Raw genomic sequence first — 13,238 nt, 5'->3', positions numbered from 1 at the left:
AATTTCCATCGCTTCTCTCCTACTTTTAAGAAAAGCCTTATCGATTATATATGATTTACTTCAAGTAATGCAACTTGAAGAATGGAGAGGAGATTTATCCGGAAGAATTTTAATAAAAGATATTACAAAAAAGGGGCTGTAAAAATATTTTTCTACGCAATATAGGTCTGAACTTGGGGCTCAGACTACCCCGCATTCAGACCTATATTGCAAAGAATCTTTTTATTATTTTTATTTTTTTACAGCCCCTTTTTCTTCGTTAACGATATGGGGTTTAGACACCATCCTGATAATTGGTCACTGTAAAATGTGCTATACCATCTTCTCCTACATCATAATGCCACTTATCATAGCTAAGTACATACAACATAAAAATCTGGTCAATACCGCTTACAAGAAGCGCATTATCTCTTCTACTCATTTCTACCGTAAGAGGAACATCGAATTTAACTTCTTTTCTACTAATATGACCCGCCACAGCTTTAAAGAAATCCTTCTTGTAATCCGTTATATCATATTCATACAAATCATAGCCCTCAAAACCAGGATTAGGCTCAATATATCCACGATATTTTGCATTATCAACCGGGGGCTTAGGCCCTTTTCGTCCCCAATTATATCGTTCATAAGTAGAAAACTCACTTCCCAGTTCATCACATTCTAAAAGACCGGTTTCATCGGTATGCCCTCCGATATAATTTTGGTTTTTCAACATTTTTCCGGATCCGTCTAAATAATAATATCGACTTGTCGTCTCAACCTGATCCCCAAACTTTTCAATAAGAGGATCATAAATCCATCCTGTCTCCATGTACCCTTCTTCGTCAAAATGATACCACTCCCCGCTAATTTCTTTCCATGCATTCTTGGGGTAAGTTCCGTTATCTTCTTTGTACCACCATCTTCCGTCTCCCTCCATAATCCACTGTCCCGCAAAGGCAGGAAGTGCCATAGAAAGACTGAGCGCTGCCGCCAGCACCATTGCTCCGATTTTTTTTGTCATTCTCATCTTTTTCTCCTTAAGATTTTTTCTCACGATAAAAAGCTTTGGTAGGAAAGGCAAGATTATCGCGTTACACACTTAAACCATATTACTAACATCGGCTGATTAAAGATTTTCATAACTCCATGCCTTAGGGAGTCTCTCGCCTCTTGCCCTCTCTTCCGTATCCTCCCTCTCGTCATAGCCGTCGTATGGCGCTGTAGGGTCATGCGGCTTCTGTTTTTTCATCGAATTACAAATCTTATCTCTGTGGCGAAAAGCAAATTCCAAGTCGTCTGTCCAGCCTGTATGTCCACTTATAATCTTCGGCGAAAGTCCTCTTTCTTTTAAAAGCTTTTCCAGTCTTTCAAGCGAACGAATAGAAAGTGCATTGTCTTCTGCAAGAGAATTCAAGAAGCTGTAGCCTCCGTCCGACCCGAACCAAATCGTATCTCCGGTAAAAAGATAGGCATCATCTATCAAATAAACCAAATGCCCCAAGGTATGTCCCGGCACCAAAATCGCCTCTACCTTAATATCTCCAATATAGAAAACATCCCCGTCTTGCAGGAGCTCGATTTCATTTTCAATATCCACTTTCGGAAGTTTATAGAGCTTAAAAAGTACTCTGCGGCGAAGTTCCCCGGTCAGATATTTACTTTCCGTTTCTCCAATATACAGTTTTGCGCTCTTAAAAATTCCTTCACTATCCTTCTCAACAGCACCGACATGGTCCGTATCGAGGTGCGTAAGAAGAATCTCCTCTATGGAAGATGGGGAAATATCGAGCCAGCCCATTTTTTCTTCCAGCCGCTCATAATTATAGCCGGCATCAATCATGATGGTTCTTCCATTTTTCGTATAAAAGTACACATTGGCAACCCACTCCCGAACAGTCGCCACTCTTTCATCAATCCATCCTGTATTTAAGGGCTTAAATATCTCTTTTCCCCGATACATAAAGGACATAAAAGATCTTTGTGAATCGGAATCCTTTTTTGACATTGTTTCTACCTCCAATGATTCTTATTTTCCCGGTTTATAGCATTCGTTTCCTTGCTTAGTTTAATCACTAAAATCTTATCCTTCCATCAGCCATTTCGTCAAATCCAATATCCTTATCCCATCTACATCAAACTCGTCCTTTCCCGTATTTGCAATAAGCAACTTCGGATAGGAATCTTTAATCGCACGCAAGGGGGATAAAGCTTTTGTAAGTGTATCTTCCCCTTCTATTTCATCTGTAACCTGTATGTAAAGTTTTTCCTTTTCTCTCATCGCCACAAAGTTGATTTCCTTCTGATAGAGCTTCCCTACATAAATATCGTAGCCTCTTCTTCGAATTTCAATTGCAACAAGGTTTTCATATATCCCCTTCCAGTCCGGTTTTTCTTTTTCCAGTAAGGCAAAGCGGAAGCCAAGATCTGTCAGGTAATACTTATCGGCAGTTTCTAAATAGACTTTCTTTCGGATATCATAGCGTTTTACTTTAAAGAGGAGAAACGCAGCGCAAAGGTGCTGTAAATATTTTCCTATCGTAATATGGTTTGTTTCCAAATGATTTTTTTTAAACAGACTCGAAATTTTACTTGCCGAGGTAGAGATAGAAAGATGAAGCATCAAATAGGCCAGCAGAGAGTCCAAAAGAGCCGAATCTTTAAGGCCGTATGTCTTTCGTAAATCCTTCTTTATCTTTTTATTGTATAATTCCTTGATATATTCCGTCTTATCTTCTTTGAATTTAAAGCGAAATGTTGCGGATAAACCTCCATATTTAAGATAGCCGGGTAAAATGGCGGGAGAAGGATCTTTTCTTTCATAGTACCTAAGATATTCGGAAAGGCTAAAGGGGTGAATCGGTAGTTCAATGGAATTTTCATCCCAAAAAGCAGTTTTATCCTCATACAAAAAAGAGGCATTGGAGCTGGAGAGGTAAATGTTAAACATTTTTCTCTCATATACACTTTGCATCGCTTTCTCAAAGTTCTTACAGTGCTGAACCTCCTCCACAATAAGAAAGTTCTTGCTCTTTTCCTCATATTTCATTTCAATATAGCTAAGCAAAGATGGACCGTCTTTTAACTCTGCATTTTGAGCGTCTTCCATATCCAGATAAAGGATATTTGCCCCCTCCACATGCTCTTCTATCCATTTCTGATAACTGTGCAGTAATTCCGACTTTCCTGCTCCCCTGATTCCGGAAATAATCTTTATTTTCTCCGTTTCCTGCAAACGAATCAGTCTGTTTTTATATTCTTTTCTATCCAGTATTTTCATCTTTATTTCTCTTTCAAAAGGGATATATTGTATTAGTTTTTGTAATTACAGTTTTAATATACTTTCAAAACTTATCCTTTTTTGTCTTATAGAATTTCAATATTTTAAATTTTGTGCCTTTTCTTGTCTCAAAATGAATCATTTTATATCTTCCTCTTATTTCAAAATGGATACTTTTTATCTCATATACTTTCAAAACTTAAAATTATATATATTTTAGAAAGCATCTCATGGCACAAGATTCTATGATTCTTCCCTTAGAGATAAGCATGATTCCCTGTTTTGAGAAAAATCCGCAATAGAATTGTTTGTATTTATTTTTTAAATTTATATTTTCCCTTGCCATAGCCGGATACATTTTCAATAATACCGGCCTGCAACAGATTGAGCAGGAATTTCGAAGCACCGGAGTTCTTTAAATGCAAAATTTCAATAACGGCCGTTCTTCCAAATATCTTTTGGAAAGCAAATTCTTCAAATAGCCTCTCAATATGACTTATCGTTTTACTTGAAAACTCGGCGGACTTAAGAGAAAGAAGCGCTATGAAATGCTCTTTTTCACTTTCCTTATTCTCGTTATCGTTTTGCATTTTTACATCACAACACTCTATAACCGCTTTATGGGTCGCCAACTTTACTTTTTCTGCAATTCTGTTTTCTCGCTCTGTTCTCTCCTTTCGATACAATTCTTCTGCAAAAACAGTTTTCTCTGTATTCACATTGTCCCCTATAATATGGGCTTCGGTGATCCTTTCTTCTACTTGCTCTACTTCCCTTTCTCTGGCAATGATTTCTTCCAACTTTTTGACTTCCAGCTCTTTGATAATTCTTTCTACCTCTTTTCTTATTTCGAGCTCTCTGATAATTCTCTCTTCTTCTTTTTTTGCCTCCAACTCTTTTGCAAGTCTTTCCTCTTCCTTCTTTGCTTCCCGTTCTCTCGTAAGCCTTTCCTCTTCTGCTTTCTTTATCTCCACGCTAATATGCAGGCTTTCATTATCCAAGAGATTCTGTTCATTTAAGAGCAGGTTCCGAAGAAAAAGTTCAAGATATTCCGTTGTTCCAAAAATCCCTTTCTGCAGATTGGTATAGTTTGCACGGACAAGCGCATTCCTAAAATACAAGGGATTTTCCGCAAAAGTATTGTTCTGAATAGAAAAGCCGAGTGATTCCAAATATTTGATAAAGAAAATGGCTGAGACTCTTGTACTTCCTTTAGAAAAGGCATGAATCTGCCAAAGTTCCGCTATAAACTCTGCAAGATGCCGAATGATTTCTTCCATGGAAAGCCCTTTATAAGAAAAGTCTTTTTCCTCCATAAATAAGCATGCCAGCATTTCCTGCAGTTCCGCTTCACCGGCATATAGCACACTTTCTTCATCCAACACCCATTCTTTTCTTTTGATATTAAAATCTCGCAGACTTCCGGCTGAATCCTCCATTCCCTCGAAAAGCTTCCGATGAATGGCGATATAGGTATTTACGGAAAAGGAAAATGCTCCCTCTGTTAAAAGAGCAAAGGTCCCGGCAGCAAGCCTATCCGCTTCTTCCGCCTTCCTATCCACTGCTCCCTCTGCATCTTCTCCGTAATAATCCTCAATGGTTTTACAGGCTTCTTTGATGGATATACCACCCGCGATATTTTGAATTGCCGTATCAATCAGGAACTTTGAAATCTGCAGTCCCCCCATAGCCTGTAACCCTATTGCCGTGCTCCAGGCATAACTTTTTGTTTCTCCATCCGGCTCTACTTCTCTGCAATACTCTTTCAATGCTACTTCTTCCATGAACGCTACCTCATCAATTCATTCTCAAAGCTTCTGCAATCGATTTACTCACGCAAAGATAAATAAGTTCTTTTTAATATTATTCTTATTATATAGCGAATAGAATTTTTTTTCTGCGAAAAAAGAGAATCTCTACCCTAAATAGGAGAGATTCTTTTTATTTTATATATAAATACTATTCTATATTCTTCCAAAAAGCAAAAATCCCACTATCGTTAAAATCATCAGGCTTTCCTGAATATAGGTGTATCTTTCCACTTTGGACACAATACGATAACGCCCCGGACTTTTTGCATAGTCATAGAAGCAGTAGGAACACCATAAAGCGTTTAAGAAAAGGAGCAAAACGGACAAGCGGCTCAGCCTCCATACCAGGATGAAGTTCGTGCAAATGTCTACCCAAGTCAAAATAAAGACAAAGCGGATACATTTTTTATAGCCGAAAAGCTTGGAATAGGTCACATATTCCGTCTCTTCCTCCGGCGCCCGAATTTTTCTGGAAATCTCCCAAATAAGCGCCGGAAAATACAGGGTAAGCACTGCCATGAAATTGGTAATATCGAAAACGGGCAGTTTATACTTCATAATGGTATAGGAAATCACGTAGAGGTTTAAAAGAATCTGCACCGGGTTATGAGTAACGAGAGCCAGTGGCAGGGACTTTGCAATCTTATGCTTTTGGAAAAACCACACCGCCATTAAGCTTCCGTAGGTGTAAAGAATAAAGCAGAAGATAAAGTTCTTCATAAAAAGGAAGTTAAGGAGCAAGGTAAAGGAAATGAGAATGGTCGCAAATATCCTTAGATCCGTCTTCGTCACTCTTCCGGAGGGAAGGGGGCGAAAAGCAAAGAGTCGCTTATCCAGCTCATAGTCCTTAAAGTCATCCGCAATTCTTAGCCAAAGTAAGAAGCTAAAAACCGTGAAGCTGCAAATTAGCATGCCCAAAATATCATGCTGCACAAAAAAGCTGTAAAATGCCGACTGTCCCTCTACCGAGTGATACGAAAGAAGTGTATCCTTTCCCACACCATGATTTAAGAGCACAATAAAGTAGATTTCCAGGAAAATCATTACGCCCAGTCCCAATCTTGGCACTATGGGATACATTTCCTTAAAGTAGATATTTAAGCGTTTAAGCCTTTCCATAGCCTATCCTTTCCCCGATTTCCAGCTTCGTTTCCAAGCCCTTGTTCGTATTCTCAAAAAGGTCATCGTCAATCACAATTTTATCATTGAGCATTTCCACAATAGTCGAGCCGCCCAAGGAAAAATAGCCCTTTTCTTCTCCTGCGGCAAAGCAATGAGCCAAATGATTTTTCCCGCTAATTTGAATATTTCCCTTTTCTCTACAACACTCTGTCCCTTTTTCTTTATGGCACTCTACGACTTTATCGAAAGACGGTTTACATCCCACATGATTATGAATATGCCCCACCAGCATTGCCCCCACTTCCACATGAAGGATTTTCCCCATGCTACTCAGTTCCAAAAGACTGATTTCTCTTTTGTTTTCGGAAAATGCCTTAAAGTGGGCTGCCTCTTTTCGTACGCTGTCCAGTCTTCCCTTGATTTTCTTTGTTCTTAAAAGCTTTCCTCTAGCCGGGAAAATATAGCGATGATAGTCCGGCAAGCTCAGGCGAAAAACCAATAGCGTTCCACCTTTCAAGAATTCCGGACAGGGCGCTTTCAGAATTTTTTCTATGGAATAGAGATTTCCTTTGATTTCCAAAGGGAGCGGATTGGATGCCTTTCTTTCATTCTGTCTTTCATTCTGTCTTTCATTCGGTCTATCTTTCCGAGTAGCATCTTCCTGTAACCCGGTCAATCCTTTAGCACAGTTTTTCGTACTACCTTTCGTACTGCTCTCTTTTTTCGAATCAGATTTCTCCGGAAGCACAATCCTTCCTTCTTGATCTATTTTATACGCCAGAACCTTTCCGGATGCTGTGGCATAAAAAGGCTGCTGCCCTTCCCGTCCTTTTTCCCGTCCTTTTTCCTGTCCGTTTTCTCGTATCTTTTCCTTCCAATCCTCTCCATTGTCCTTCGTATTTTCTTTCCCCGCATCCCTTAAGTACACCGCTTCTTTTCTGGAAAAGAAAGCCCCAAAGCTATTATAATTTTTCTTTAAATACTCCTTGGGAAGTCCGTATTTTTCCACGAAAGGCGCAATCTCTTTTTTAGAAAGAAAGCTGTTGTAATACAAGCCTCGAAGAAAGGAAAAATAGGGGCGGGCAAAAATCATTTTGAGAAGAAGTCTTCCGAGAAAATGATGGTACAAAAAATAAATGGCTTTCTGTCCGTACTCCTCTTCTTGAATCAGCCTTCCTGTTTTTCGCTCGATAATGGAAGGGGCATTTTGCTCCTTTTTTATCGTTTTTTCCCTAATACCTTCTGTCTGCTTCTTCTGCATAAAACTTTTCAACGTCTTCAACATGCGGCTTTTATGTTCTCTTTGCATAAATTGTTTCTCCCCCGGCAGTATTTGCTTTTCCGCCTACAGCTTTCTCGCGAGTAAAATCACAAAGAGAACAGCTAAAAGCAGTAGGCCGATGCGTGCTTTCAAACTCGGCTTCTTCATCTTGAAATGAAAAACGAAGAAGAAAGAGAGTAAGACATACAAAAGCTCTCCGGGGAGGATTTTCTCAATGGAAAAATATAAACTTAAAAGACCATAGCAGGGAATGAAGAAAGAGGCATAGGTCACGGCAAGGCCAATGAAATAATCTCTCTTCTCCCCGGCGCTTACGTTAAAGTAAGCAAGTCTGGTCACCACCGAAAGGAGATATACTACAGAAAGCGCAAAAGAAAAGATGCCAAGCTTTGCAAAGTACTGTAGATAAATCTGCACCGGAAAAACGCCAAAGGAAATCATATCTGCCAAAGAATCAATCTGCACTCCGAAGGCTTTTTCCAAATCATTTCTTTGAAAAGAGTTGGCCACCATGCCGTCAAAGGTATCGCAAAGCCCGGCAAGAAGAAGCAAAATAAGGGAAAATGCCAAGCTTCTCCCATAGAAGATTCCATATAAAGAAAGGGAAAGTCCAAGATAGGTTAAAAGCACACTGGGGTGATAGACCCCTAAAAAAATTTTCTTCATTAATTTTTCCTCAACGAATGCAACAAAATATTCTTAGCATTTGTATTTCTATTTCCTCTGCTATTTGCCAATATATTCTATTTATTTAATGACTATTTTTCAGTTTTTTATAGATATTTCCGCACCCTAAAGAGAATCAGTAGACAGTTCACGAGAACATGGGTAAACCCTCCCAGGAAAATCGCTAATACAGTTTGTACAGGTGTCAGATGCACCAGTATGCCAAGGCAAAGCATAATCCCAAGCATGGAATCAATTTGATCCAAAACAAAGAAAATGAGCTTTAGCCCTCGCCTTCTGTCTCCCTGCTCCGATGCAGAAACCGAAAGTCTCCTTTTGATAAAGCTATTGGGCAGTTCGAAGAGCATATACAAAAAGCCGAAAAGCATGCCAATCAGAAAATTAAATCCGGGGGCATTTTCAAAGTACAAATACAAAAGGCTTCGCTTAGTTTCTCCTAAGCCCTGCAAGAGAAGTCCCCAAAAGAGTTCCATAAAGCCGCCAAGAAGAGTCATGAGCCAAAATCCCAAAACACTTTTACTGTCCCCGAAAATCCGCTTTCCGTCTGTCCAGTTTTTCCCTCCGTCAATCGGTTTGCAACGACTCTTCAAGAAAGGAATTTTCAAAAGCAGCATATTGAAAACGCCTGCCAAAATCACCGGGAACATGGTGATGTATAAAGACAATATCCACTGCATAAATACTATTTACCCCAAAAAATACTTTCCGATGGCAATCCCCTGAATCAGAAAGAAAGCAATGCCGAAGCAAAGCACTCCTGCTGCCGCTAAATCCTTCGTTACCTTGATTTCCGGGTGCTCCTCCTTTGTCGAAAAATCACAAAGATGTTCTATTGCCGTGTTCATATACTCCATTGCGTACACCCCGGCAGAGCATAAAATCACCGCATACCAAGTGGCCAAATCTGCTTTTAAAAAGAAATCCAATAGAACAAAAAGGACATTCAGACAGAGGTAATATTTATAATTTTTCTCTGTTTTTAGACCGAAATACAGCCCTTTCAGAGCACAGGCTACACTTTGTCGAAACGTGATATTTTTCATCTAAGTTTACGAAAACTCCTTTGCTAACAATACATACTCTCTACTTCCCACGCATTTATCCTGAAAATAGCCTTCGCTGGCCTTCCCTTTTTGAATCAGTGCCGCAATAGACCTTGCCTTTTTCTTTTTTAATCTTTCCGCGACCAGCTGAGAAAAGGCCAGTCCCAGACCCTCTGAACCTTTCTTCACCGCCAAATACAAAAGAATATAGCAGCTTGGCCTTCTTTTCCGGAGAAGAATGTGCAAAAGGCGAATCGGATTGAGAGACTGTTGCAGTAGATTTCCATAGTCCGGAAGGCAGAGGAAGAAACCTTTCAGCTCTTCCTTATCATAAGCCAAAAAGACCATTTCTTCATCTACAATATACTTTAAGGAGCTGTAAAGGATTAGAAAAGACTCTTTGTCAATATGGCGAAAGCCTTGAAAATCCTTATAACGCTCCATTAAAAGCGGATAAATTCCCGAAAGATATCGGTCAAAGTTCTCTTTTGTAGGGTGCAAAAATCGATAGCCCTTTTCCTGAAAATGTTCCAAGCGCTTCTTTGCCTTTACATTTTCATAGGAAGGATCCAAAACATCGTAAAAGTGGGAAACATAACGCTTACAGATCTGAAATCCTGCTTTTTCAAAAAGATAAGGATAATAGGCTTTATTCGCCGGTTCCCCGGTATAGGGCATTTTTTCTTCCAAAGCAAAACGATACCTCCCGAAAAAGGAAAGGTCAATCGGGCCTTTCAGTCCTTTTTTCCCTGCTTTTTGGGCTTCCCTTTCGCAGGCTCCCAAGAGTAAAAGGGCAACTTCCTCTTCCTCTATACTTTCATAGAAGCCTGCAAAGCCGTAGTCCTCATCTTCATACAGTGTTAAAGCAATCCGCCCTGCTACGCTTTCTTTTTCCTCAGAAACGCTTACGCAAAGAAAGGGCAGAAAACGAAGATTTCCTTGCACTAAAATGTGCTTTCCCGAAAGTACCGCTTCCTCCATTTTCCTGTCCTGCATAAGCTGTGCCTTTTTATATAGCATAGCGGGAAGATTTAAAAACTGCTCTTTCTCCCCTTGATCCTTTACCGCTTTGATTCGATAGTTCTTCATTTTCCCTCTCTATTTTAAAACAAGTGGGAGATTAAAGTTTCGGATTTCCCCTCTCACTTGTCTTGCAATCCTATTTTTCCCTTTGCTGTATGACACTGCAAATACCTAAATCCCCGTCTATCTCCACAATGTCTCCGCTGTGCAGCTCCTCCATAATATTCGGAATATTGACCACCGCAGGCTTTTCCAGCTCTCTTGCAAGAATGGCACTGTGGGATAGCAGAGAGCCTCTTTCCGTAATGAGCCCTTCCGCCATATTGAGATACGGGAACCAACCCGGGTCTGTAGAATAGCTTAAGAGGATTTTCCCCTTAGCCTCCGCTACTCTTATCTCCTGTAAGCGTTTAATCTTTAAAACCTCTCCCCGGAAAATGCCCTTGGAAACGCCTCTCCCAAGGAAAACTCTTGGAGTGGATTCGCCATCCTCTTTTCTTTCCGTTTCTCCTTTTCCCTCTTCTGTATCCCGGCTTTTTCCTTCTTTATTTCCCTTTCCCTTGAAGGATTCATAACTTAAAACCCTAATTTCCCCTTCCAGAGGATCTCTATCCACCTTTCCGAGGAGTTTTACCCGGGACAAAACAGGAAGTCTTTCATAGGCCTTTCGAAGTTCCTTGTCTCTTGCAATTTTCAAGGAAAAATCCTTGCCGGAAAAGAGCATTTCCTCTAATTCCTCTAAGCTAAGATAGTATACATCAAAACCTATCGTTTTCTCTCCAATCTTATCTACAATGCTCCGCATAAGACCGAAGCATCTAGTGCGATGAAGACGGGAAATCTCCCGATTATTGCAGGAGGATTCGGCTAGACGATAAAGGAAAGACTTTCGCAGTTTCGCCTCAGAGGGCTTCTCCATACGGCTCGTCTCTTCGCAATCTTTCTCCGAGCAATCTGTCTCTATGCTATCTTTCTCAAAACTGTCTTTCTTCCCATAAGCTTTTTGCATACTATGCTCCGCTTCCGAACAGTCTTTCCGAAGGCTATACTTTTCTTTCGGAAAATCTCCCCGGGAATCTTGCCCCGCCTTTTCCGTCTCTAAAGCATCCAAAATCCACCGGTCCAGAAGCTCTTCATTGGTTCTGTAGGTTCTGGTTTCCAGCTTCAGCTCTCCCTCTATCCGGTCTCCATAGGCAGAAATATAGCTTTTCTTTTCCCTGCGGTATTCTCCGCTGTCTAAGCCATGCTTTCCAGCTACTGCCTTTAAGGCGGAAAGCGCTCGCACAGGCTTCATGGTTTCTAAGGAAAATGCCGTTTTCTTCCCATACAGATGCGTACTGATAAAGGACACCATGTCATTCATCAAAGTAATATCCCACTCTCTTAAGAGGTCTTCCTTCATCTTTAAAAAGAGCGAAAATAGAGCCTTGACATCCTCTTCGTCTTCTACCTGTTTTGTATAAGAGGCATAGCGCTCTTTAAAAAAGCAATCCAAGGCCTTCATTTTCCTTTGGGAAACTAAAAAGTAATAGCAAAATAAAAAGGCTATTCTGCACTTTAAAAAGAAGCTCGGCTTCTTCTTGGAAAAGGATATTTCTTCATTGGATACCCCAAGCATTCCCTGCCATACCGGAATGATTTTCTTAGAAAAGGGAAGGAGACGCAGGATATCATACCAAGAGGAGATTTCATAATACATTCTTCCGGAAAATTCTCCCACCATGCGTTGAAAAAGTTCCTTATAGGAAGAAACTTTTTTCCCCAGAAAGCGTCTTCCGAGAGAAGTAAAAATCCCGCAGTACATTTCCTTTGCAAAGCTCACACTAAGAGGAAGGCAGATTCCCGGAAAGCTTTCGGAGATATTGCTGTTGTCTAAAATTCGAATGGGAAGATGTGTGTCTAAAGTAGTGATTTCTCTGGCCTGTAAAATGTAAATCTTCCCCCCTTCTATGGCAAATTCTATATCCATGGGTTTTTGAAATAACTGCTCGATTCTTTCGCCAAGGGTAAATAATGTTTTAAGCTCTTTCTCTGTAAGAACAAGTGTTCCGGCACGATGGTCTTTCTTTGAATCAGCAAAGTTTTCGTTCTCTAAGCGAATCCGACTTGCTTTCTCTAAGTCTGCATCCTTTTCATCTCCCATATAGTTATCCCGCAGTTTTCCCTCTTGATACAAACATTCCCCCGGAAAATAGTGGTAGGTCAGTACATTTTCCTGATCCTCCACTACCTTATCTCCGAGACCCTGTCCGAGAACCGCCACCATTTCGCTGAGAAGTCCTTTTGGATTTTTTGTAAACAGGACACCGGATTTTTCCGGAAAAAGCATTTCCTGAATGATGACGGTTTCTACTGACGATTCTACTTTTCTCTGTTCCGCTTTTTTCTGTTCTGCTTTTTTCTGTTCTGCTTTCTCCTGCAGTTCTTCTTTCCCCTGCTTTTGGGAACAGTATTCTTCCTTCCCCCTATTCGCCTTTTCTTTATAATCCAGGCTTCCGGCGTAGGACGCAAAAACCTCCTGCACCGCTTCCTCTACCTTCTCTCTTTTTACATTTAAACGCGTCAAAAACTGCCCTGCAAAGGAATGCTCCCCGCCGTCTTCTGCGGAAAAATTGGAGCGAACGGCAAAGAAGTCCTTTTCGGAAAAAGAAAGATCCGGCTCTTCTCTTTCCGAAAGCACGATGAATTTTGGCACAGGAAAGCCCTCCGCCGCTAAGATTCCCAAGTTCTTTGCCTTCATTTTATACTCTCTATTCTCTCTGCCTATTCGGCTTATTTTCTAAAATACAACAACCTATCTTACCGTGATTCCCAAAGAAATACCATAGCTACCTGTGTAGAAGTTTAGGCGATAATCGTTCCTTTTTTACTACATCTAATTCATACGCTTGAAAAGCTATCCATTTCACCTTGCATGAATTATAGTAAGTTTTTTCTATTTTATACTTTAAATATTAAAAATATTTTGTTATTATTAATGAAATATAAACTGCAATTCACCATTCTACTTA

At 40.3% G+C, this 13,238-nt stretch carries 11 protein-coding genes; all 11 read right to left on the bottom strand.

Annotated elements, in window-relative coordinates; translation table 11 throughout:
* Positions 1-274: 274 nt before the first annotated feature.
* The 11 genes from HMPREF9625_RS06290 to HMPREF9625_RS06240 all read right to left on the bottom strand — a co-directional run bounded on the left by HMPREF9625_RS06290 (position 275) and on the right by HMPREF9625_RS06240 (position 12,967).
* Positions 275-1,009, bottom strand: coding sequence for a cell wall-binding protein (locus HMPREF9625_RS06290; RefSeq protein ID WP_009534751.1), 735 nt, complete (start codon positions 1,007-1,009; stop codon positions 275-277).
* 99 nt (positions 1,010-1,108) lie between these two features.
* Positions 1,109-1,987, bottom strand: a complete 879-nt coding sequence (locus HMPREF9625_RS06285; protein WP_009534752.1) for an MBL fold metallo-hydrolase — start codon at positions 1,985-1,987, stop codon at positions 1,109-1,111.
* Positions 1,988-2,062: 75 nt separating this feature from the next.
* Positions 2,063-3,259, bottom strand: a complete 1,197-nt coding sequence (locus tag HMPREF9625_RS06280; RefSeq protein ID WP_009534753.1) for an ATP-binding protein — start codon at positions 3,257-3,259, stop codon at positions 2,063-2,065.
* A gap of 314 nt (positions 3,260-3,573) precedes the next feature.
* Complete coding sequence (locus tag HMPREF9625_RS06275) at positions 3,574-5,043, bottom strand: Fic family protein (RefSeq protein WP_009534754.1); 1,470 nt, start codon at positions 5,041-5,043, stop codon at positions 3,574-3,576.
* A gap of 180 nt (positions 5,044-5,223) precedes the next feature.
* Positions 5,224-6,189 (bottom strand): UbiA prenyltransferase family protein, encoded by a 966-nt coding sequence (locus HMPREF9625_RS06270; protein ID WP_009534755.1) that lies wholly within the window; start codon positions 6,187-6,189, stop codon positions 5,224-5,226.
* A complete protein-coding gene (locus HMPREF9625_RS06265; protein WP_009534756.1) occupies positions 6,176-7,501 on the bottom strand; it encodes a phosphatidylserine decarboxylase in 1,326 nt (441 codons plus the stop codon). The genes HMPREF9625_RS06270 and HMPREF9625_RS06265 overlap by 14 nt, the downstream gene beginning before the upstream one ends.
* Before the next feature lie 36 nt (positions 7,502-7,537).
* Positions 7,538-8,140, bottom strand: a complete 603-nt coding sequence (locus tag HMPREF9625_RS06260; RefSeq protein WP_009534757.1) for a CDP-alcohol phosphatidyltransferase family protein — start codon at positions 8,138-8,140, stop codon at positions 7,538-7,540.
* Positions 8,141-8,247: 107 nt separating this feature from the next.
* Positions 8,248-8,838 carry a CDP-archaeol synthase gene (locus tag HMPREF9625_RS06255; RefSeq protein WP_009534758.1) on the bottom strand — a complete coding sequence of 197 codons (591 nt, stop codon included), beginning with the start codon at positions 8,836-8,838 and terminating at the stop codon, positions 8,248-8,250.
* 9 nt (positions 8,839-8,847) lie between these two features.
* A complete protein-coding gene (locus HMPREF9625_RS06250) occupies positions 8,848-9,204 on the bottom strand; it encodes a diacylglycerol kinase (protein WP_009534759.1) in 357 nt (118 codons plus the stop codon).
* A gap of 6 nt (positions 9,205-9,210) precedes the next feature.
* Positions 9,211-10,293: a hypothetical protein gene (locus HMPREF9625_RS06245; RefSeq protein WP_009534760.1), complete on the bottom strand. Its 1,083-nt coding sequence runs from the start codon at positions 10,291-10,293 to the stop codon at positions 9,211-9,213.
* 70 nt (positions 10,294-10,363) lie between these two features.
* Complete coding sequence (locus tag HMPREF9625_RS06240; RefSeq protein WP_009534761.1) at positions 10,364-12,967, bottom strand: PEP/pyruvate-binding domain-containing protein; 2,604 nt, start codon at positions 12,965-12,967, stop codon at positions 10,364-10,366.
* Positions 12,968-13,238: the final 271 nt, after the last annotated feature.

The sequence above is a fragment of the Oribacterium parvum ACB1 genome, assembly GCF_000238055.2.
Taxonomy (GTDB): domain Bacteria; phylum Bacillota; class Clostridia; order Lachnospirales; family Lachnospiraceae; genus Oribacterium; species Oribacterium parvum.
This window is presented reverse-complemented; position numbering and strand designations above follow the sequence as displayed.

Coding starts and splice junctions, on each gene's coding strand:
- HMPREF9625_RS06290 (WP_009534751.1), bottom strand. CDS start 1,009: ATGAGAATGACAAAAAAAATCGGAGCAATGGTGCTGGCGGCAGCGCTC.
- HMPREF9625_RS06285 (WP_009534752.1), bottom strand. CDS start 1,987: ATGTCAAAAAAGGATTCCGATTCACAAAGATCTTTTATGTCCTTTATG.
- HMPREF9625_RS06280 (WP_009534753.1), bottom strand. CDS start 3,259: ATGAAAATACTGGATAGAAAAGAATATAAAAACAGACTGATTCGTTTG.
- HMPREF9625_RS06275 (WP_009534754.1), bottom strand. CDS start 5,043: ATGGAAGAAGTAGCATTGAAAGAGTATTGCAGAGAAGTAGAGCCGGAT.
- HMPREF9625_RS06270 (WP_009534755.1), bottom strand. CDS start 6,189: ATGGAAAGGCTTAAACGCTTAAATATCTACTTTAAGGAAATGTATCCC.
- HMPREF9625_RS06265 (WP_009534756.1), bottom strand. CDS start 7,501: ATGCAAAGAGAACATAAAAGCCGCATGTTGAAGACGTTGAAAAGTTTT.
- HMPREF9625_RS06260 (WP_009534757.1), bottom strand. CDS start 8,140: ATGAAGAAAATTTTTTTAGGGGTCTATCACCCCAGTGTGCTTTTAACC.
- HMPREF9625_RS06255 (WP_009534758.1), bottom strand. CDS start 8,838: ATGCAGTGGATATTGTCTTTATACATCACCATGTTCCCGGTGATTTTG.
- HMPREF9625_RS06250 (WP_009534759.1), bottom strand. CDS start 9,204: ATGAAAAATATCACGTTTCGACAAAGTGTAGCCTGTGCTCTGAAAGGG.
- HMPREF9625_RS06245 (WP_009534760.1), bottom strand. CDS start 10,293: ATGAAGAACTATCGAATCAAAGCGGTAAAGGATCAAGGGGAGAAAGAG.
- HMPREF9625_RS06240 (WP_009534761.1), bottom strand. CDS start 12,967: ATGAAGGCAAAGAACTTGGGAATCTTAGCGGCGGAGGGCTTTCCTGTG.